Genomic DNA, 21,303 nt, shown 5'->3' with positions numbered 1-21,303 from the left:
CTGCCCGGGGACTGCGGCCCAAGACAAAGGACTGTGCCATGTTGATCCTTCACGTTGAAGACGACCCCGACATCCAGGAAATCGCGCGGCTGGCGCTGACGGTGGTGGGCGGGCACGATCTGGTGCAGTTCTCGACCGGGGATGCGGCGCTGAACGCGGCGGGCGATCTGGCGCCCGATCTGGTGCTGCTGGACATGATGATGCCGGAAATGACCGGGGCCGAACTGATGGCCCTGCTGCGGCACCTGCCCCATTACGCCAAGGTGCCGATGGTGTTCATGACCGCCCGCGCCCAACCGCATGAGGTCGCGCAGATGCGCAAGCTGGGGGCGGCGGGGGTGGTGGTCAAGCCCTTCGACCCGATGACGCTGGCCGATCAGTTGGTGGCGATCCGCGACGACGCGGCCATGCCAGCGACCGAATCCCGCAACGGAAACCTTCCATGACACGCCGCCGTCCTCGCCATGCCGCAATCTGGCAGCAGGCGCAGGCGCTTGGGGTGTTTGCGCTGCTGACCGTCGGCTCGGCCGTGCTGGGGGCGATGCGCGGGTTTGACCTGATCGAGGCGACGGCGGTGGCATTCGCGACCGGCATCGTGGCGATCTGGGGGCGGGTGGCGGTGCCGGTCGCGGTGCTGGGCCTGTTGCCGATGGCGGTGATCGTCTACGCCCGGCTGGAGGCGCCGCCGCCGCCGCTGGCCACGGCGCTGATGCTGGCGGCGGCGCTGACGGCGTCGCTGCTGCTGATCCCGGCACTGCTGCGGCTGCGCCTTGGCCATCCACTGCATCTGCGGCGCAATCGCGACCTGCTGATCGCGGCGCTGATCGCCGGGCCGCTGGGGCAGATCCCGATGGCGATGGCGGCTGCCTGGCTGGTGGCCGACTCGATCCCCGGCGATGCCATCACGCATCTTGTCGGCAGTTGGCTGCTGCTGTCGCTGGCCGGGATGACGCTGTTCTTCACCCTGCTGGTCGCGCCGCAGCGCCCGCGCGGTCGGGCGTTGCGTGCCGGCACGCCGCTGGCACGGCTGTCGCCCTGGCCGCTCGCCACCGTCATGCTGGTGCAGGTGGCGGGGATCGGGCTGTGGTCCTATGTTCAGGCCAAGGATGAGGACCGCGCCAAGGCCGCCTTCGTCGCCCTGGTGAACGAGGCCGAGAACGCCATCTCGCTGCGCCTGGCCAGCTATCGCAATGCCGTCAATGCCGGTGCCAGCTACATCGCGGCCAGCCAGACGGTGACGCGCACCGAATGGCGGCGCTATGTCGAACAGCTTGGCATCGCCCAGACCTATCCCGGGATGCTGGGCCTCGGCGTCGTCATTCCCTATGGCGCCGGGCAGATCGACCAGGCCCCTGCCGTGGCCGAGGCCCTTGGCCAGCCCAACCTCCGGGTTCATCCCGTCAGCAACCAGGATGAGCGGTTCGTCATCACGATGATCGAGCCGCGGGCGGTCAACGCCGCCGCCGTCGGACTGGACCTGTCCTTCGAGCCGCGGCGGCGGGCTGCGCTTCTGGCCTCGCGCGCGACGGGGCGGGCCAAGATGACGCAGGCGGTGACGCTGGTGCAGGACGATCAGCAATCGGCGGGGTTCCTGCTGGTCAAGCCCAGCACGATCCGCCTGCCGGACGGCAGCTTCCGCCAGGTCTGGGCCTATGCGCCGTTCACCGCCCATGGCCTTCTGGACGACATCGCCCCCGCGCTTCGGCGTGACCTGCGCATGACCGTGCACGACGGCCCGACCCCCGATCCGGCGCGGATCATTCACCACACCGATCTGCGCCATACGGCGGGTTCACACGCGGGCCACACGCCGCGCCCGATCCCCTGGCAGTTCACCGAGATCCGCCAGATCAGCGCCTATGGCCAGACCTGGACCTTCGTGTGGCACGATGTCGGGCGTCGTGGCCTGTCGGCCGATCACCTGGGCGCGGCGCTGATGCTGATCGGCTTTGCCGCCGCCTCGCTGCTGCTGACCGCGCTGCTGGTGGTGCTGACACAGCGCGAGGCCGATGTCCGCGGCCTTGTCGCCGCCCAGACCCGGATGCTGTCGGAACGCGACCAACGCCTGCGCGCGATCCTGCGCACCGTGCACAGCGCGGTGCTGCATCTGGATGATGACAGCCGGATCCTCAGCATCAATGCCGCCGTGCCGCGCCTGTTCGGCCGCGACGATGGCGATCTGATCGGGCAACCGGTCTCGGCGCTGATCCCCGGACTTGACCGCGCCGGCCTGGCGCGGCTGGCGGCGACAGGCGCCGGGCCGGACGGCACCGACCCGGGCCTCGCGGCGCCCGAACTGACCGGGCGGACCGCATCGGGGCAGCCCTTGGTGCTGGCCGCCGCCACCGGGCGCTGGACCGGTGCCGATGGCAGCCCGCAACTGACGCTGACGCTGACCGACATTTCGGCGCGCAAATCGGCCGAACGCGTGGTTGCCGATGCCGAACGCCGCTGGGACATGGCGCTGCGCAGCGCGGGCTTTGGCGTGTTCGACATGGATTTGCAGACCGGCCGCGTGGTCGTGTCCGAAACCTGGAAAAGCGTGATGGGCTTTGCCTGGCCCGATCCCGACGATCCCCGGCGCTCTGCCGAGTGGCTGGCGCGCCTCCATCCCGACGACCTGCCCCGGCTGACGGCCGCCTATTACGCCTGCCTGAAGGGCCAGATCGACCGGCTGAACAAGGAATACCGCTTCCAGCGCGAGGACGGCACCTGGATCTGGACCCGCGCCATCGCCGTCATCACCGAACGCGGCGCGGATGGCCGGGCGCGGCGGATGATCGGCGTGCAAAGCGACGTCACCCACCTGCACGAGGCAGAGGCGCAGCTTCGCGCCTCCGAGGAACGCTTCCGCCGCGCCTTCATGGACGCGCCGGCGGGCATGGTCATCGTCTCGCGCGGGGGGCGGTTCCTCGATGCCAACCACGCCTTTCTCGAGTTTTCGGGCTATAGCCAGGAAGACCTGTCGCGGCTTCTGTTCCGCGACCTGATCCACCCCGAGGACGCCGCCCGCGACGTGCCCGAACTGCTGCGCCTGCGCCGGGGCGAGATCGACAGCTATGCCTTTGAGGCGCGCTTCCGCCACAAGGACGGCGCGATCCGCTGGGGTCGGCTGGTCGCCAATATGGAACGCGATGCGAATGGCGTGCCGCTGCGCTTTCTGTCGCAGATCATCGACATCACCGAGGAACGCGAACTGGATCAGACCAAGGGCGATTTCATCGCCACTGTCAGCCATGAGTTGCGCACGCCGCTGACCTCGATCCTGGGGGCGCTGAAGCTGCTGTCGGGGCTGGCGGGCGAGGCTTTGGGCGAACAGCCGCGCCGCCTGCTGGCGATGGCCGAGACCAACAGCCAGCGCCTGCTGGGCCTGGTCAATGACCTGCTTGAGGTCGAACGCCTGGGTGCCGAGCCCGCGCCGGGCGACCGCCACGTGCAGCCGCTGCGTCCATTGCTGGATCAGGCGATCTGGACCAACCAACCCTATGCGCGTCAGTTCGGCGCCACGATCGAGCTGACGGCGCCCGATGATCCGCTGCTGGTCAGCGTCGACGAACGCCATATCCAGCAGATCATGGCCAACCTGCTGTCGAACGCCGCCAAGTTTTCGCCCGAGGGTGGGCTGATCCGGGTGGTGCTGACCGCCGAGGATCACGCCGCCGTGGTGCGGGTGATCGACCAGGGGCCGGGGGTGCCGAAAAGTTTCCGCGCCAAGGTGTTTGACCGTTTCACCCAGGCCGACAATTCGGCGCGCCGCAAGCGCGGTGGCACCGGGCTGGGGCTGCATATCTCGCGCATCCTGACGCAGCAGAACGGCGGCACGCTGAGCCTTGCCCCGGATCGCGACGGCGACACGGGCGAGGGGGCGGGCCGTGTCGGGGCCGAGTTCGTGCTGACCCTGCCGCTGGCAAGTGCCCCCGCGCCGCAGCGTAAACGGCCGCGGGGCGCACGGGCGAAAACCACGCTCACGCCACCGGCGGATCAGCCAAAGCCATAGCCGATGGCCGCGCGGCGCAAGGCGCGGACACCGGCCTGAATGCGCTTGGTGCGATGCACGTCACGGTGGGTGACGATCCAGACCGGTTCCGCCCATTCCGCCATCGGCGCCGCGAGCTCGATCAGGTCGGGCAGCCGCAGGCCGGTCTGGCGCGGCAGAAATCCCGCGCCCAGTCCCTGCACCACCGCCATCGCAAGCGCCGCCGCATCCGAGGTGCGAAAGGCCACCTGCCCCGGATGCACATGCCGTTGCACCCATTGCGCGGCGGACAGCATGATCGAACCGCCAGCCAGATCGGGCGTGCCATCGGGACCGGGGCGCAGATCGTTGGCGACAAAGCGGTGCGCTTCGGGCGCCGCGCCCAGCAGACCGGCGTGGGCCTCGACATAGCTGCGCGCCGCGAACAGGCTGACCGCCAGGCGCGGCGCGGCCAGGACCACATAATCGGGCTGGTCGGGCCGGTCATGCCCGGCGCGCAGGTCGATATCGGCTTCGCCCAGATCCAGCCGCGCCGGGGCAAGGCTTGGACGCAGCACCACTTGCGCATCGGGGTGATCGGCCTGAAGAATGCCGCTGGCCTCGATCACCAAGGGCACCAGCTCGGGCGCGGTGGCGATGGTCAGGCTGCCCGCGACGGCGCGATCCAGATCAGCGCGATGGGCGATTTCGATCGCCAGCCGCTCCATCTTTTCGGCGGCGGCCATGAAGGTCTCGCCCTCGGGGGTCATCCGATAGCCGCGATTGTGGCGGTAAAACAGCGTGACCCCCAGATCGCGTTCCAGATCCTCGACATGGCGCAACAGCGTGGCGTGATGCAGGCCCAGCTCGCGCGCGGCCTCGCTCAGCGATCCGGCGCGCGCGACATTCAGCGCGCTGCGGATCTTGTCCCAGCTCACGTCAGACAGGGTGCGGGTGGCGGTGTGGGGGGCCATGAGAACAAGGTTAACAAAACCCCGCCCATGGCCCAAGCTGTTTTGCAACAGCATGTAACGAATGCAAACGCTTTCGTTCAGCGCATGCAAGGGCCACGCGAAATCCGCGCGGGGCCGACGTTCGCCAGCCCCGCGCGCGCGTTAAAGCTGGGCCGCAACCTCGTCCGGGATCTCGAAATTGCCGGTGACGGTCTGCACGTCATCGTCATCTTCCAGCGCGTCGATCAGCTTCATCAGCTTCTGTGCCGCCTCCAGATCCAGCGCGGTCAGGGTCTGCGGGCGCCAGATCAGCTTGGCGGTCTCGGATTCACCCAAGGACGCCTCCAGCGCGGCGTTCACCTCGCCAAAGGCGGTGTCGGCGCAGGTGATCCAGTGGCCTTCCTCGTCGGTTTCCACGTCATCCGCGCCCGCCTCCAGCGCGGCCATCATCACCGTGTCGGCATCCCCTGCCGACAGCGGAAACTTGATCTCGCCCACCCGGTCGAACATGAAGCTGACGCTGCCCGTCTCGCCCAGGTTGCCGCCGTGCTTGGTGAAATAGGACCGCACGTTCGAGGCGGTGCGGTTGCGGTTGTCGGTCATCGCCTCGACGATCACCGCGATGCCGCCGGGGCCGTAGCCTTCATAGCGGATTTCGGTGTAATCGCCCGCGTCGCCGCCCTGCGACTTCTTGATCGCCCGGTCGATCACGTCGCGCGGCATCGAGTTCGACCGCGCCTCTTTCACCGCCAGCCGCAGCCGGGGGTTCTTGTCGGGGTCGGGGTCGCCCATCTTCGCCGCCACGGTGATTTCCTTGGCGAGTTTCGAGAACAGCTTCGACCGGGCAGCGTCCTGCTTGCCCTTGCGATGCTGGATATTGGCCCATTTGGAATGGCCGGCCATGGCTGCCTCCGGTGCGTCTATGCCGGGCGCACCCGGAACAACGGGGGCCGTGCGGCGTTGCAGAAATCGGGCGCATCTATAAAACGGGCATGGCCTCCGCCGCAACCCGTGCCGATACGGGCCGCCGCGGGACGGCACCGACTTTGTTGCAAGGGGGAAGAATGACGACGGATCAGGCACTGCTGTTCGGACTGTTCGGGGCGATCCTGGTGCTGATGATCTGGGGCCGCTGGCGCTATGATCTGGTTGCGCTGGCCGGGCTGGTGGCGGCGGTGCTGCTGGGGCTGGTGCCTGCCGCGCAAGCCTTCAACGGCTTTGGCCATCCGGCGGTGATGACCGTCGCGCTGATCCTGGTGGTCACGGCGGGGCTGCAACGCTCGGGCGCGGTGGCGCTGCTGGCCAAGCATCTGGGCCGGCCCGACCGCAGCCTGCCGCTGCACCTGGCGGTGTTCGGCGGCGTCGGCGCCTTCATGTCGGGCTTCATGAACAATGTCGCGGCGCTGGCGATCCTGATGCCGATCGACCGCCGGGTCGCGGAAAAGGCGGGCCGCGCCGCCGGGCTGACGCTGATGGCGCTGGCCTTCACCACGATCCTTGGCGGCATGGCCACGCTGATCGGCACGCCGCCGAACCTGATCGTCTCGACCTTCCGGCAAGAGGCGCTGGGCACCCCCTATCGGATGTTCGACTTTCTGCCCGTGGGCGGGCTGGTGGCGCTGGCGGGCGTGGTCTTTATCGCGCTGATCGGCTGGCGGCTGGTGCCGCAGCGCGCCGGCAATGCCATCGGGGCCGAAACCCGGATCCGCGATTACGTCACCGATCTGATCGTGACCGAGAAATCGCCCCTGGTCGGCCAGACCGTGCGCGACGTGCATGACGGCACCGAAAAGGCCGATGTCCATATCTTCGCCGTCGTGCGCGACGGCAAGCGGCTGCACGGATGGATGGGCGCGCCGGCGATCCAGCCCGGCGATCACCTGCTGATCGAGGCCTCGCCCGCCGCATTGGAGGAGTTTCGCGCCGCGCAGAAGCTGGCCTTCCCGGATGGCACCAACCAGTCCGGCGGCGTGCGCCCCGAGGGCGGCGGTCAGGTCTTGATCGAGATGCTGGTGCCCGAGACCGCCCGCATCGTCGGCAAGACCTCGCACGGGGCGGGGCTGGCGTTTCGCTATGACGCGGTGCTGATGGGGATCCTGCGGCGCGGCCAGACGATCCGCGACAATGTGCGCCGCACCCGGATCGAGCCGGGCGACATGCTGTTGATGCTGGTGCCGGAATCGCGGCGCGATGCGGTGGTGGACGGGCTGGGCGTGATCGCGCTGGACGGCGGCGGTGCCGAGGTCATCAAGGAAAGCCGGATCTGGATCGCGCTTGGCCTGTTCATCGGCGCCATCGTCGCGGCCAGTTTCGGCATCACCTCGATGGCGGTGGCGCTGGCGGCGGTGGTGATCGGCTATGTGCTGGCGGGGGTGCTGAGCATCGAAGAGCTTTACGACCATGTCGACTGGCCGGTGATCGTGCTGCTGGGGGCGATGATCCCGCTGGGGATGGCGCTGGATTCGACCGGTACCTCGGGGCTGATCGCGGGCGGGTTGGCGGCGATGACCTCGGGTCTGCCGGCCTGGGTGGCGCTGGTGGCACTGATGGTGGCGACGATGTTCCTGTCGGACGTCCTGAACAACAATGCCACAACGATCATCGCCGCGCCGGTGTCGATCCGGCTGGCCGAACAGTTGGGCGTGAACCCCGACCCGTTCCTGATGGGGGTGGCTGTGGCCGCGTCCTGCGCCTTTCTGACGCCGATCGGGCATCAGAACAACACCCTGGTTCTGGGTCCGGGGGGCTATCGGTTCGGCGATTACTGGCGCATGGGCCTGCCGCTGGAGATCATCGTGCTGGCGGTTGGTGTGCCGGCGCTGCTGACCTTCTGGCCGCTTTAGGGCGAGGTCACGGGGGGCGCTGCCCCCCGCACCCCCCGGCGTATTTAGGCAAGAAAGAGCGGCATGTTCACGGCGCGGTCAGCGGCCAGAACAGTGGGATGATGACCATCGCGGCGACCGCCAGGATCAGGTTCAACGGAACCCCGACCTTGAAATAGTCGCTGAACTTGTAGCCGCCCGGTCCCAGTACCAGCATGTTGGTCTGATAGCCGATCGGCGTGGCAAAGCTGGCCGAAGCCGCGAACATCACCGCCACCACGAAGGCGCGCGGGTTCAGGCCAAGCTGCATCGCCAGCTGAATGGCGATCGGCGTGACGATCACCGCCACGGCATTGTTCGACACCAGTTCGGTCAGCACCATTGACACGACATAGACGGCAAACAGCGCCAGCACCGGTGGAAGGATGGACAGCAGCGGGCTGATCCAGCCGACCACCAGCTCGACCGCCCCGGAATTGTCCAGCGCGACCCCGACGACCAGCATGGCAAAGACCAGCACCAGCACATTGCCCTCGACAAAGGTCAGCGCCTCGTCGCCGTCGATGGCGCGGGTGATCAGGATGATGCCGACCGCGATGGTGGACAACAGCAGGATCGGCGCCACGTCAAAGGCCGCCAGCACCACCACCGCGATCAGCGCGCCGATGGCGATGGGCGCGTGACGGCGGCGGAACGGGCGTTCGCGCGGCTTGGTTACATCGACCAGATCCATGTCGGCAGCCAGCCGGGCGATATCCTCGGGGGCGCCTTCCAGCAGCAGGGTATCGCCGACGACCACCACCAGATCGTCCAGCTTGCGCCCGATATTCTGGTTGCGCCGATGCGCGGCCAGCACATAGACGCCATAGCGCCGCCGCAGCCGCAATTCCCCCAGGGACCGCCCGATCATCCGGCACCCGGGCGAGATCAGCACCTCGACCGTCTCGGTGGCGACCGAGGACAGTTGATCCACGCGGCTCAGGTTCTTGTTCTGTTGCAGGCCCAGCAGTTCGGACATTTCCGACCGCAGCACCACGCGGTCGCCCGGCTCCAGCACGACCGAGGTCAGATCGCGCCGAAGGCTGGCATCGCCGCGCAGCACGTCGATCACCCGCACCCCGTCGCGCTTGAACAGGTCGACCGCCATCACCGGCTGGCCGATCAGCGCGGAATCGGCGGGCACCGCGACCTCGGTAAAGAACTTCATCCGCCGCCGGTCGCCCAGCATCGCCCCCATCGACTGCCGTTCGGGCAACAGGTGCCGCCCGACCGTGGCCAGATAGGTGAAGCCGATCAGCATGTACAAAAGCCCCGCGCCCGAGATTTCAAAGATGGTGAAGGGCGCCAGCCCCCTGTCACGCGCCACGCCATCGACGATCAGGTTGGTCGAGGTGCCGATAAGCGTGACCGTGCCCCCCAGGATCGCCGCATAAGACAGCGGGATCAGCAGCTTGGAGGGCGCGATCTTCAGCTTGCGCGCCACCGTCATCATCACCGGGATCATCATGACCACGACCGGCGTGTTGTTCAGAAAGGCCGATGCCGCGCCGATCAGCAGAAAGATCGCCACCAGCGTCGCCACCGGATTGGTGTCGATCTGCGCCTCGGCCCGGCGGGTGATCCAGTCAAGCGCGCCCGTGCGCACCAGTCCGCCCATCAACAGGAACATCATCAGGATGGTCCATGGGGCGCTGTTGGACAGCACCTTTTCCGCCTCGTGATAGGGCACGATGCCCAGGATCAGCACCAGCGTCGCGCCGCCGACGGCGGTGACCTCGGGCGGATAGGTTTCGCGGATGAACATGGTCAGCATCCCCGCCAGAATCGACAGGGTGATGACGGTCTGTGCTGTCTGCGACAGGCCAAGGTCAAACATGATGAAGTTCCGATACTTGCCCGCGCCGATCGTCAGGCCGATGGCGGCGATGATAGCGGTGCCGGGCGGCGCGGCGCAAGCGGTCGTCAGACCGGGGCCGCCGCCTCCAGCACGCCACCGATGCGCACGGCGACGGCGCGGGTGGCGCGGCCGGTGCGGTCGTCGGTCTCGGCGTAAAGGCCCGACAGGGTTGCCTCGCCCTCGGCGGGGGTAAAGCGTTCCCGGGTCATGCCGGTGACGAAGCGGCGCATCGGCTCGGCCTTGTCCATGCCGATGATGCTGTCGTAATCGCCGCACATGCCGGCATCGGTGATGTAGGCGGTCACGCCGCCGATCAGCCGCGCATCGCCGGTCGGGATATGAGTATGGGTGCCCGCGACCAGGCTGGCGCGACCGGCGCAGAACTGGCCAAGCGCGTTCTTTTCACTGGTCGCCTCGGCGTGGATGTCGATGATGCTGGCGTTGACCGAGGCCCCCAGCGGCGCGGTGCGCAGCACCTCATCCAGGGCGCTGAACGGGTCATCGAACGGGCGCTTCATGAACACCTGGCCCAGTGCCTGCGCCACCAGCACGCGGCGGCCCTGGCTTGCCTCGAACACCCGCGCGCCACGGCCGGGCGCGGTCTTGGCAAAGTTCAGCGGGCGGATGATGCGCGGCTCTTTCTCGATGAAGGACATCATGTCCTTCTGGTCAAAGGCGTGATCGCCCAGCGTCAGCACATCGGCCCCCGCCGCCAGCAGCTCGCGCGCGTGATCGCCCGTCAGGCCCATCCCGCCGGATGCGTTCTCGCCATTGACGACGACGAAATCCAGCCGCCATTCGGCGCGCAGCCCCGGCAGCCGATCGATGATCGCCCGTCGGCCCGCCCGGCCCATGACATCGCCCAGAAACAGAATGCGCATCCGCCGACCGTAAACCCGCAGCCGGGCAAGAACAAGCCGCCTGCCCCCTTCTTTCTTGCCCAAATACGCAAGCAACAGCCGCCACCCGCGCCACGCCCGCGGTTGCGCGCCGCCGCCCGCGCAACGGCTTTTCCCGCCCGCACTTTGCGGCTAGGAAGGGGCAAACCGCAAAGGACCGCCCCATTGCCCCTTCTGGCGCGCATCGACCGATACATTCTGGCGCAGTTGCTGGCCCTGTTCGGCTTCTTTGCGCTGGTGCTGGTTTCGGTCTACTGGATCAACCGCGCCGTGTCGCTGTTCGATCAGTTGCTCGCCGATGGCCAGACCGCCAAGGTGGTGCTTGAGTTCACGGCCCTTACCCTGCCCTTCGTCATCCGCGTGGTGCTGCCGATCGCGGCTTTCGCGGCCTCGATCCAGGTGGCGAACCGGCTGTCCTCGGACAGCGAGCTGGTGGTGATGCAGGCGGCGGGCCTGTCGCCCTGGCGGCTGGCGCGGCCGGTGCTGGTGTTCGGGCTGATCGGCGCCCTGCTGATGGGGCTTTTGACGCATTGGCTGGTCCCGGCCTCGCGCGCGCAACTGGCCGACCGCCAAGCCCAGATCGCCCAGAACGTCACCGCGCAATTCCTGAACCCCGGCACGTTCCTGACGCCGACCGCCGGGGTCACGCTTTATCTGCGCGACGTCTCACCCCAGGGTGAACTGCTGGGCCTGTTTCTGGCCGATGACCGCCGACCCGAGCGTCAGGTGATCCACACCGCCGACAAGGCGCTCTTGGTGCGGGCCGAGACCGGGCCGAAGCTGATCATGCTGCAGGGTCAAAGCCAGACCCTGATCCGCCACGGCGACGGCCCGCCGCGGCTGTCGGTGACGCGGTTTTCCGATTTCACCTATGACATCGGCGCGATGATCAGCCGCGCCCCGCGCGAGGGGCGCAACATCAACGAATTGTCTACGCTGGCGCTGATCCGCGACCCGGACGGCAGCGCGCGGATCAGCAACACCCCGCCCGCGCAGGTCGGGCTGGAACTGCACGAAAGGCTGGCCCAGCCGTTTCAGGCCCCGGTCGCGGCGCTGATCGGCTTTGCGGCGCTGCTGATGGGCAGCTTTTCGCGCTTTGGCCTGACGCGGCAGATCCTGACTGGGATCGCCGGGCTGATCGTGGTGCAATTCCTGTCGAATGCGATCTCGGATCTGGCGCGGCGACAGCCCGATCTGGCGGTGCTGACCTGGCTTGCACCGCTGGTGGGCGCGGGGATCGCGGTTGCGATGCTGGCGCTTGCGGCGCGGCGGCGGCGGGTGCCGCGCGCCCCTGCCGGGGGGGCTGCGGCATGATCCTTGGGCTTTATCTGGCGCGGCGGTTCCTGCGCAGCCTGGCGATCGTCACCGGCGTGTTCCTGGCGATCCTTTACCTGATCGACATGGTAGAGCAGATCCGCCGCTTTTCGGGCGGTCAGGTGGGCTTCTGGGACAGCGCCCGCCTGGCGGCGTTGAACCTGCCCGGCGCGATCCAGACGATCCTGCCGCTGATCGTGCTGCTCGCCGCCGTGGCGATGTTTCTGATGCTGGCGCGGTCGTCGGAACTGGTGGCGATCCGCGCCTCGGGGCGGTCGGCGCTGCGGATGCTGGCGGCGCCGGTCACCGTCGCGGCGCTGGTCGGCGCGCTTGCGGTGGCGGTGCTGAACCCGTTGGTCGCCGCTACCTCGAAACGCTATCAGACGCTGGCCGATGGCTTTGGCGGGGGCGGCGCGACCGCCGTCTCGGTCGGCCCGGCGATCTGGCTGCGGCAGGGCGATGCCGAGGGAACGGCGGGCGGCCAGACCGTGATCCGCGCCGACCGCGCCAGCCTTGACGGGGCGACGCTGCATGGCGTGACCTTCATGATCTTCGCGCCCGAGGCCGGGCCGGTCCGCCGCCTGGATGCCGATACCGCGACGCTGACCGATCAGGGCTGGCAACTGGCGCGGGTCAAGGATTGGCCGCTGGACACGGCCAACCCCGATACCGCCGCCACCGCCCATGACCGGCTGACCCTGCCCTCGACACTGACGCCCGAACGCATCCGCGACGGGGTGGGCACGCCCTCGGCGGTGTCGTTCTGGCACCTGCCCGCCTTTATCGCGGAACTGGAACGCGCAGGCTTTTCCGCCCGCCGCCACAGCCTGTGGTTCCAGATGGAACTGGCCCTGCCCGCCATGCTGGCCGGGATGGTGCTGATCGCGGCGGGCTTCACCATGCGACCGGCGCGGTTCGGGCGCAGCGGGCTGATGGTGATGCTGGCCCTGGCGGCGGGGCTAGGGCTGTTCTTCCTGCGCAACTTTGCTCAGGCGCTTGGCGACAACGGCCAGATCCCGATCACCTTGGCCGCCGCCGCCCCGCCCGCTGTGGCGGTGCTGTTCGCGCTTGGCCTGCTTTTGCATCTTGAGGACGGCTGACCGATGACCCACCCGCCGATCATCCGCAACCGGCTGCTGACCGCGGCCTTGGCCAGCCTGATCGCCCTGGCCCAACCCGCCAGCGCGCAAGACACCCCCGCCACGCTGGTCGCCGACCGCGTGCAGGTGCAGGACGGCAGCCTGCTGACCGCGACCGGCGATGTGCAGATGTTCCACCAGGGCCGCCGCCTGACCGCCACCGGCGTCACCTATGACCAGGCGCGCGGCACGATCCGGCTGACCGGCCCGATCCGGCTGACCGAACCGGGCGCGGATGGGTCAGTTCTGATCGCCGATCAGGCCGAACTGGACGCCGATCTGCGCGACGGCATCCTGACCGGGGCGCGAATGCTGATGGCGCGCGAATTGCAACTGGCCGCCGCCCGCATCACCCGCAGTCAGGGGCGGTTTACCACCTTCGACCGCGTTGTCGCCTCCTCCTGCGAGGTCTGCGTCAGCGCCCCCACCCCCCTGTGGGAGATCCGCGCGGCGCAGGTCCGCCACGACGCCGAGACCCGGCGGCTGACCTTTCACGACGCCCAATTGCGCGCCTTTGGCGTGCCGGTGGGCTGGGTGCCGCAACTGTCGCTGCCCGATCCTACCGTCAGCCGCGCGGCGGGTCTGCTCCGCCCCGGCTTTCGGTCCACCAGCAAGCTGGGCTTCGGCATCAGCCTGCCGGTCTTCGTGCCGCTGGGCGATCATCACGACCTGACCCTGACGCCATCGGTCACCACCAAGAACAGCCGCACCCTGGGGCTGCGCGGTCGCCACGCGCTGACCGGCGGGCTGATCGAATGGTCGGGCGCGCTGACCCGCGACCGGCTGCGGCCGGGTGAATTGCGCGGCTATCTGTTCGGCACCGCCCGTTTCGCGCTGCCGCGCGATTACCGGCTGGGGGTGCAGGTGCAAACCACCTCGGACCCCGATTATCTGTCTGATTACGCCATTTCCGACGCCGACCGGCTGTGGAGCGGCGTGACCATCGACCGCGTGCGCCGCGACCGCATGGTGTTCGCCGCGATCGGCAATTTCCACACCCTGCGCGCGGGCGAGACGAACAGCACCCAACCCGCGCAGGTGGCGGGGCTGGCCTGGGAACGCCGCTGGCCGCTGGCCGGGGGCGAGGCCGGGCTGCGGTTCGACATGCTGGCCTTTCGACGCAGTTCGGACGCGCAGGACATCGGCCGCGACATGACCCGGCTGGGCCTGCGCGCCGACTGGCGGCGGCAATGGCTGCTGCCGCAAGGCGTGGTCGTTGCGGGTGAACTGCGTCTGGCGGCGGATCAGTTCCTGATCGGCGACGATGCCAGCTATGATGCCGCGACCACCCGGATCGACCCGACGGCGGCGGTCGAACTTCGCTGGCCCTGGCTGCGCCGCGACGCGCGCGGTGCGGCGCAGGTGATCGAGCCGGTGGCGCGCCTTGATCTGTCGCGCAACCGCCTGCCCGATGTCCCTGATGAGGACAGCCGCCTGGCCGAGTTCGACGAAGCAAACCTGTTCGCCCCCTCGCGCTTTCCGGGCGGGGATGCGCGTGAAACCGGGCAGCGCCTGGCTCTGGGCGTGGCCTGGACGCAGATCGACCCACGCGGCTGGTCGCTGGGCCTGGCGGGCGGGCGGATCTGGCGGCTGGGCGACGCGCGGCCCGCCAGCGGATCGGAACTGGCGCGCGGCAATTCCGACTGGCTGATCGCCGCCCATGCCAGCGCGCCGGGCGGGCTGCGCTGGACGGGCCGGGCGCTGTTGGGCGATGGCGGCGATGTGAACCGCGCCGAAACCCGCATCGCCTGGGCCAATGACCGGCTGGACCTGTCGGCGGGCTATCTGTGGCAAACCGCCGATGCCTATGAAAACCGCGCCGAGGATCTGTCGGAACTGGTGCTGGACGGCCGCTTCGCCATTGGCGGCGGCTGGCGCGCGGGCCTGTCGGGGCGCTATGATTTCGACGCCCGACAGGTGGAACGCGCCGGGCTGGCGGTCAGCTATGTCAACGAATGTGTGACGGTCGATCTTTCCCTCTCGCATCGCCGAACCTCATCCACTACTGTAAGCCGCGATACCGATGTCGGGCTGTCGGTGCGGCTGACGGGCTTTGGCGCGGGTGGCGGAACCGGGTCAGCCGACCGCGCGGTTCGCCGCCGCTGCCTGCGATAGGCCCGCCGCCCCTGTGCTGCCTGACGACAGAAACGGAACCAAAGCCGATGGCCCCTGATCTTCGCCCCGATCTTTCCGCTGCTGCCCCGCGCCGCCTGCCGCTGTGGTCCGCCGCCGCGCTGGCGCTGGCGCTGCTGACCGCGCCGCTGGTCCCCGCGCCGGTCGCGGCCAATCCCTTTGCCCCGGCGCTGATCGTCAACGATCGGGCCATCACCCGCTATGAAATCGATCAGCGCACCCGGTTTCTGACGCTGCTGCGCGCCGCGCCGAACCCCGCCGCCGAGGCCGAAAAGACCCTGATCGAGGACCGCCTGCGCCTGCAAGAGGCGAACCGCCTGGGGCTGAAGGCCAGCCCCGAACAGGTGCAAGCCGGGATGGAAGAATTCGCCAGCCGCGCCAACATGTCCGCCGATCAGTTCATCGAGGCCCTTGGGCAGTCCGGCGTCGAGGTTCAGGCCTTCCGCGATTTCGTCGCCGCCGGTGTCGTCTGGCGCGAGGTGGTGCGGCAGAAATATGCCGGAAAGGTGCAGATTTCCGAAGCCGATGTCGACAAGGAACTGGCCCGCGCCCCCGCCGCGATGACTGGCGCGCGGGTGCTGATTTCGGAACTGATCATCCCCGCCCCCCCGGGCCAGGAGGATGCGGTGATGGCGCGCGCCCAGCGGCTGTCCTCCAGCCTGTCGGGCGAGGCCGCCTTTGCCGCCGCCGCGCGGTCCAGCTCGGCCGCGCAATCGCGCGGTCAGGGCGGGCGGCTGGACTGGATGGAGGTCGAGAACCTGCCGCCGCAGATCCGCAGCGTGCTGCTGGGGCTGGCACCCGGTCAGGTCTCGGCCCCGGTCGCGGTGCCGGGTGCGGTGGCGCTGTTCCTGATGCGGTCCCTGGATGAGGGCCGCCCGGTCGGCGACCGCGCGCAGACGCTGGATTATGCGCAGCTTGTGGTGCCCGGCGGGCCGGAGGAGGCCGCGCGCCTGCGCGCCGACGCGCTGAGCTGCGACAACCTGTATCCCATCGCGCGGCGCATCGGGGCGGGCGCGCTGACCCGGCAGACGCTGCCGCAGACCCAGATCCCCGGCGATGTCGCGCTGGATCTGGCGCGGCTGGATGACAATGAAAGCGCCATCACCACGCGCGGCGGCCAGACCGTGCTGCTGATGCTGTGCGCGCGCCGGGCGATCCTGCCCGCCGCCCCCCCCGCCACCGCCGGCGCGCCGGGATCGGACGCTGCCCCCGCCGCCACGCCCGACCGCGACGCCGCCCGCGCCGAGGTGATGAACCGCCGCCTGACCAATTTTGCCGACCGCGATCTGGCCAAGCTGCGGGCCGAGGCGATCATCATCCGCCCCTGATGGCCGCGCCGCTGATCCTGACCTGTGGCGAGCCTGCGGGCGTCGGCCCCGAACTCGCCCCCAAGGCGCGCGCCGTCCTGGGTGCCGATCTGCCCCTCGTCTGGCTGGGTGACCCGGCGCATCTGCCGCCCGGCACCGCGATGGCGCTGGTCGACGATCCCGCCCGCGCGGTCGATGTGCCGGCCAGCCACCTGCCGGTGCTGGCCCATCCCTTTCCCGGCCCCGCCGTGCCGGGCCAGCCGCAGCCCGGCCATGCCGAACAGGTGATCGCGGTGATCGCCCGCGCCGTGGATCTGGTGCAGGCCGGTGCCGGTTCTGCTGTCGTCACCGCGCCGATCAACAAGCTGGCGCTGAAACAGGGCGCGGGCTTTGCCTTTCCCGGCCATACCGAATATCTGGCCGATCTGGCGGGCGGCGCCGATGTGGTGATGATGCTGGCCTGCGAGGGGCTGCGCGTCGTGCCCGCCACCATCCACATCCCGCTGGCCGATGTGCCCACCGCGCTGACCCCCGATCTGCTGGCCCGCACCATCCGCATCACCCGCGCCGCGCTGATCCGCGATTTCGCCATCCCTGCCCCGCGTCTGGCGGTGGCCGGGCTGAACCCCCATGCCGGTGAGGGCGGCGCGATCGGCACTGAGGAACAGGGCTGGATGGCCGCCACGCTGGACGCCCTGCGCGCCGAGGGCATCGACCTGATCGGCCCTCTGCCCGCGGATACGATGTTCCACGCCGCCGCCCGCGCGCGCTATGACGCGGCGATCTGCGCCTATCACGATCAGGCGCTGATCCCGATCAAGACCATCGACTTTGCCGGTGGCGTGAACGTGACGCTGGGCCTGCCGTTCATCCGCACCTCGCCCGATCACGGCACCGCCTTTGACATCGCCGGGCGGGGCCTGGCCGACCCGACCAGCCTGATCGCCGCGCTGCGCATGGCCGACCGCATGGCGCGCGCCCGCGACAGGTCTTGACGCCCGGCCCCGCCTTCGCCATCACCGCCCCATGATCCCCGCCGATAAACTTGCCCAGATCACCGAACGCTTTGGCTTTATCGAGGCCAAGCTGGCCGTGGTCACCGCCCCCGCCGAAATCGCCGCCCTGTCGCGCGAATACAGCGAGCTGAAGCCGGTGGTGGCCGCCATTGCCGATTGGCAGCAGGCGACCGACGATCTGGCCGAGGCCGACCTCTGGCTGGCCGATCCCGACATGCGCGCTTTGGCCGAGGAAGAAATCCCCACGCTGCGCGCCCGTCTGGCCGATCTGGAACAGGCGTTGCGCATCGCCCTTTTGCCGCGCGACGCCGCCGACGCCCGCCCCGCCATTCTGGAAATCCGCCCCGGCACCGGGGGCGAGGAAGCCGCGCTGTTCGCCGCCGATCTGCTTCGCATGTATCAACGCCACGCCGAGGCGCAGGGCTGGCGCTTTCAGATGATGGACCTGACCCATTCCGATCTGGGCGGCGTGCGCGAGGCCGTGGCCCGGATCGAGGGCGAAGGCGTCTTTGCCCGGATGAAATACGAATCCGGCGTCCACCGCGTGCAGCGTGTGCCGGAAACCGAGGCGGGCGGGCGCATCCATACCAGTGCCGCCACCGTCGCCGTGCTGCCCGAAGCTGCCGAGGTCGATATCGACATCCCCGCCAGCGACATCCGCATCGACACAATGCGGTCATCCGGCGCGGGCGGGCAGCATGTGAACACCACCGACAGCGCGGTGCGCATCACCCATCTGCCCACCGGCATCGTGGTGACCAGTTCGGAAAAATCCCAGCACCAGAACCGCGCCAATGCCATGGCCGTGCTGCGCGCCCGGCTTTACGAAATGGAACGCGACCGCGCCGCATCCGAACGCGCCGCCGACCGCAAGGCGCAGGTCGGGTCCGGCGACCGGTCCGAACGCATCCGCACCTACAACTTCCCGCAGGGCCGGATGACCGACCACCGCATCAACCTGACGCTTTACGCGCTGCCGCAGATCATGGGCGGCGATCTGGGCGCGGTGATCGACGCGCTGGTGGCCGATGATCAGGCGACCAAACTGGCCGAGATGGGGCTTTGACCACCCGCGCGCAGGCCCTGCGTGACGCGGCCCGGCAGCTGGCCGAGGCCGGCATCCCCGACGCCCCCCGCGACGCCCGCCGCCTGCTGGCGCATGTGCTGGACGTCGCCGCCGACCGGCTGACGCTGGAACTGGCCGAACCCGAGCCTCTGAGCCCCGATCAACAGGCGCGCATGGGGCAGATGGTTCAGGCCCGCGCCGCGCATCAGCCGGTGGCGCAGATCACCGGGCGGCGCAGTTTCTGGGGCCGCGATTTCGCCGTCACCCGCGACACGCTGGACCCGCGCCCGGAAACCGAGACGCTGATCGCGCTTGCCCTGACCGAGCCCTTCACCCGGCTTCTGGATCTGGGCACCGGCACCGGCTGCATCGGGCTGACCCTACTGGCCGAGCGCCCCAGCGCGCTTGGCCTGCTGACCGACCTGTCGCCCCGCGCCCTGGCGGTGGCGCAGGACAATGCCACCGCGCTTGGGGTTGCGGCCCGCGCGGGGTTCCTGATCTCGGACTGGTTTGCGGCGGTGCGCGGCGGCTTTGACCTGATCGTCTCGAACCCGCCCTATATCGCGGCGGATGAGATGGCGGCCCTGTCCCCCGATGTGCGCGACTGGGAACCGCATCTGGCGCTGACACCCGGCGGCGACGGGCTGGATGCCTATCGCGCCCTTGCCGCCGGTGTCGCGGGCCATCTGGCGCCGGGTGGGCGGCTGATGGTCGAGATCGGCCCGACGCAAGGGGCAGCGGTGGCCGACCTCTGGGCCGGGGCCGGTCTCACGCAGGTCGCCGTGCATCCCGACCTGGATGGCCGCGACCGCGTGGTCTCGGCCCGCGCCCCGCAATAGTCGCGCATTTTCAGCAGTTTTCCACGCATTCCCGGCTGGCCCGTGCAGAATCCGGTTGCCAAGCCCCCTGTCACATGGTTAGTCAACCGCGTGACGGGCGGCCAACGGCCCCCCGCGCGACCCGCCTTCCGTTTGCATTTGTCGATCCGCCGGATTTCCGGCTGTGGTCGTCCTGCACCGGGCAGGCCCAGGCGGGCTGGCCGCAGCAACCCAAGAAAGCCCATGAGATCTTCTAAATCCCGTTCGCGTTCCAAGTCGAACCGCCAGCGTTCTGTTGGCAACATCATCAATCGCGTCTTTGACAGCTCTGGCCCCGAGGGCAAGGTGCGGGGCACGCCCCAGCAGATCATCGACAAATACCTGATGTTGGCGCGCGATGCGCAATTGGGCAATGACCGCGTGGCCGAGCAGAACTTTCTGCAACATGCCGAACATTACACCCGGATGCTGGGTGAGGCGCAGCGCGAACTGGCCCGCGAACAAGAGCAGCGCCAGGCCGAACAGCAAGCCCGCCAGCAGGAACGCAATGACCAGCGCCCGGACCGTGGCGACCGCCCCGACCGGGGTGATCGCGGCGACCGTCAGGATCGCGCCGAACGATCGGATCGCGGCGATGACCGGGGTGGCGACCGGGGCGAGGCCCGTCATGAATCCCGTCACGAGGCGCGCCAGGACGTCCACACCGAGCCCGACCTGCTGCCCGCCGCCATCGGTGACGAGGCCGCGACCGGTCCCGTCGACACGCCCGAAGCCGCCGCTGAAACCCATGCCGTGCCGGGGGATGATCCGCTGACGGCGCTGCCGGCTTTTGTCACCGGTGGTGACGAAACCGCCCCCCGCCCGGCCCGCAGCCGCGCGCCCCGCGCCCCCCGCGCGCCGCGCCCGCCGCGCGAAGCCGCCCCGGCGACCGAGGATCAGGCGTAAACGAAAGGCCCGCGCAAGACGCGGGCCTTGTCATCACAGGGCGGCGGGCAGGTATTGGCACCGTCAGTGCCAGAACCGCCCCGCCGGAAAATGTTACCGTCAGTGCCACATTCCCGCGATCAGGCGGCGGCAATGCTGCGCGCCAGGGCGCAAAAGCCCTCGATACTGACATTCTCGGCCCGCTCGGTCGGGGAGATGCCGACGGCGGCCAGGTGATCCTCGATCCCCGGCGCCACGCCCTTCAACGCCGCGCGCAGCATCTTGCGGCGCTGATTGAACCCCGCCGCCACCACCCGCGACAGCACCGCCGCATCGGCCGGATAGCGCGGCTGGCTCAGCGCGGTCAGATGCACCACCGCCGAATGCACCTTGGGCGCAGGCGTGAAGGCCTCGGGCGGCAGGGTCATGACGATCCGCGCATCGCAGCGCCACTGCGCCAGCACCGCCAGTCGCCCATAGGCCCCCTCGCCCGGCTGCGCGGTGATCCGCTGCGCGACCTCTTTCTGAAACATCAGCGTCAGCGACTGCCAGACCGGCGGCCAGACCGGCGGCGTCAGCCAGCGGATCAGCAATTCGGTCCCGACATTATAGGGCAGGTTCGCCACCACCTTGATCGGCGGGGTCAGATGCGCCAGTGGATCGATGGCCAAAGCGTCATCGTTCAGCACCGTCAGCCGCCCCGGATAGGCCGCCGCGATCTGATCCAGCGCGGGCAGACAGCGCGCGTCCTTTTCCACCGCCAGCACCCGGCGCGCGCCCTCGGCCAACAGCCCGCGCGTCAGCCCGCCCGGCCCCGGCCCGACCTCCAGCACATCGGCCCCCGACAGATCGCCCGCCGCGCGCGCGATCTTGGCGGTCAGGTTCAGATCCAGCAGAAAGTTCTGGCCAAGCTGCTTTTTCGCGCTCAGCCCGTGTTCGGCAATCACCGCCCGCAGCGGCGGCAACCCGTCAATCGCGGCCATGTCAGTCCCCTTTCCCCCGACATGCCGCAGGGGGCCTGCAACGGCAAGCCCCCTTTCTTCTTGGCCCAAGTATCCCG

Annotated in this window: 16 protein-coding genes; 11 read left to right on the top strand and 5 right to left on the bottom strand. The window is 69.1% G+C overall.

Annotated elements, in window-relative coordinates:
• Positions 1–38: 38 nt before the first annotated feature.
• Positions 39–446, top strand: a complete 408-nt coding sequence (locus ACEYYA_RS04665; protein ID WP_374798068.1) for a response regulator — start codon at positions 39–41, stop codon at positions 444–446.
• A complete protein-coding gene (locus ACEYYA_RS04660) occupies positions 443–3,997 on the top strand; it encodes a PAS domain S-box protein (protein ID WP_374798066.1) in 3,555 nt (1,184 codons plus the stop codon). The genes ACEYYA_RS04665 and ACEYYA_RS04660 overlap by 4 nt, the downstream gene beginning before the upstream one ends.
• Here the strand turns inward: ACEYYA_RS04660 and ACEYYA_RS04655 are convergent.
• Positions 3,982–4,929 (bottom strand): LysR family transcriptional regulator, encoded by a 948-nt coding sequence (locus tag ACEYYA_RS04655; RefSeq protein ID WP_374798064.1) that lies wholly within the window; start codon positions 4,927–4,929, stop codon positions 3,982–3,984. The two genes, ACEYYA_RS04660 and ACEYYA_RS04655, sit on opposite strands and share 16 nt — an antisense overlap.
• Positions 4,930–5,070: 141 nt before the next feature.
• Positions 5,071–5,811: a YebC/PmpR family DNA-binding transcriptional regulator gene (locus tag ACEYYA_RS04650; protein ID WP_374798062.1), complete on the bottom strand. Its 741-nt coding sequence runs from the start codon at positions 5,809–5,811 to the stop codon at positions 5,071–5,073.
• A gap of 161 nt (positions 5,812–5,972) precedes the next feature.
• Between ACEYYA_RS04650 and ACEYYA_RS04645 the strand changes: the two genes are divergently transcribed.
• Positions 5,973–7,751: an SLC13 family permease gene (locus ACEYYA_RS04645; RefSeq protein WP_374798060.1), complete on the top strand. Its 1,779-nt coding sequence runs from the start codon at positions 5,973–5,975 to the stop codon at positions 7,749–7,751.
• Positions 7,752–7,818: 67 nt separating this feature from the next.
• Here the strand turns inward: ACEYYA_RS04645 and ACEYYA_RS04640 are convergent, their stop codons facing one another.
• Together ACEYYA_RS04640 and ACEYYA_RS04635 are read right to left on the bottom strand one after the other, a co-directional pair.
• The gene (locus ACEYYA_RS04640; protein ID WP_374798058.1) at positions 7,819–9,606 is read right to left on the bottom strand and encodes an SLC13 family permease; all 1,788 of its coding nucleotides are present in this window, start codon (positions 9,604–9,606) and stop codon (positions 7,819–7,821) included.
• 86 nt (positions 9,607–9,692) lie between these two features.
• Positions 9,693–10,508: a TIGR00282 family metallophosphoesterase gene (locus ACEYYA_RS04635; protein ID WP_374798056.1), complete on the bottom strand. Its 816-nt coding sequence runs from the start codon at positions 10,506–10,508 to the stop codon at positions 9,693–9,695.
• Between the two features lie 183 nt (positions 10,509–10,691).
• Between ACEYYA_RS04635 and lptF the strand changes: the two genes are divergently transcribed.
• From lptF to ACEYYA_RS04595, 8 genes are all read left to right on the top strand, one after another.
• Positions 10,692–11,840, top strand: coding sequence for an LPS export ABC transporter permease LptF (gene lptF / locus ACEYYA_RS04630; protein WP_374798054.1), 1,149 nt, complete (start codon positions 10,692–10,694; stop codon positions 11,838–11,840).
• A complete protein-coding gene (gene lptG / locus ACEYYA_RS04625; protein ID WP_374798052.1) occupies positions 11,837–12,940 on the top strand; it encodes an LPS export ABC transporter permease LptG in 1,104 nt (367 codons plus the stop codon). Before lptF ends, lptG begins: the two co-directional genes overlap by 4 nt.
• Positions 12,941–12,943: 3 nt before the next feature.
• Positions 12,944–15,094 (top strand): LPS-assembly protein LptD, encoded by a 2,151-nt coding sequence (locus ACEYYA_RS04620; RefSeq protein ID WP_374798050.1) that lies wholly within the window; start codon positions 12,944–12,946, stop codon positions 15,092–15,094.
• A 47-nt stretch (positions 15,095–15,141) separates the two neighbouring features.
• A complete protein-coding gene (locus ACEYYA_RS04615; RefSeq protein WP_374798048.1) occupies positions 15,142–16,440 on the top strand; it encodes a peptidylprolyl isomerase in 1,299 nt (432 codons plus the stop codon).
• Positions 16,440–17,414: a 4-hydroxythreonine-4-phosphate dehydrogenase PdxA gene (gene pdxA / locus ACEYYA_RS04610; RefSeq protein WP_374798046.1), complete on the top strand. Its 975-nt coding sequence runs from the start codon at positions 16,440–16,442 to the stop codon at positions 17,412–17,414. The genes ACEYYA_RS04615 and pdxA overlap by 1 nt, the downstream gene beginning before the upstream one ends.
• 31 nt (positions 17,415–17,445) lie before the next feature.
• Complete coding sequence (gene prfA, locus ACEYYA_RS04605) at positions 17,446–18,501, top strand: peptide chain release factor 1 (protein ID WP_374798044.1); 1,056 nt, start codon at positions 17,446–17,448, stop codon at positions 18,499–18,501.
• Positions 18,498–19,340: a peptide chain release factor N(5)-glutamine methyltransferase gene (prmC, locus tag ACEYYA_RS04600; RefSeq protein WP_374798042.1), complete on the top strand. Its 843-nt coding sequence runs from the start codon at positions 18,498–18,500 to the stop codon at positions 19,338–19,340. The genes prfA and prmC overlap by 4 nt, the downstream gene beginning before the upstream one ends.
• 222 nt (positions 19,341–19,562) lie before the next feature.
• On the top strand, positions 19,563–20,264 hold the full coding sequence (locus ACEYYA_RS04595; protein ID WP_374798040.1) for a DUF4167 domain-containing protein: 702 nt from the start codon (positions 19,563–19,565) through the stop codon (positions 20,262–20,264).
• Between the two features lie 119 nt (positions 20,265–20,383).
• Here ACEYYA_RS04595 and rsmA read toward each other — a convergent pair whose 3' ends face one another.
• Positions 20,384–21,226 carry a 16S rRNA (adenine(1518)-N(6)/adenine(1519)-N(6))-dimethyltransferase RsmA gene (gene rsmA, locus ACEYYA_RS04590; RefSeq protein WP_374798038.1) on the bottom strand — a complete coding sequence of 281 codons (843 nt, stop codon included), beginning with the start codon at positions 21,224–21,226 and terminating at the stop codon, positions 20,384–20,386.
• Positions 21,227–21,303: the final 77 nt, after the last annotated feature.

The sequence above is a fragment of the Paracoccus zhouxuedongae genome (genome assembly GCF_041927815.1).
Taxonomy (GTDB): Bacteria; Pseudomonadota; Alphaproteobacteria; order Rhodobacterales; family Rhodobacteraceae; genus Paracoccus.
The sequence above is the reverse complement of the archived record's forward strand: the minus strand, read 5'-3'. Positions and strand labels throughout refer to the sequence as shown.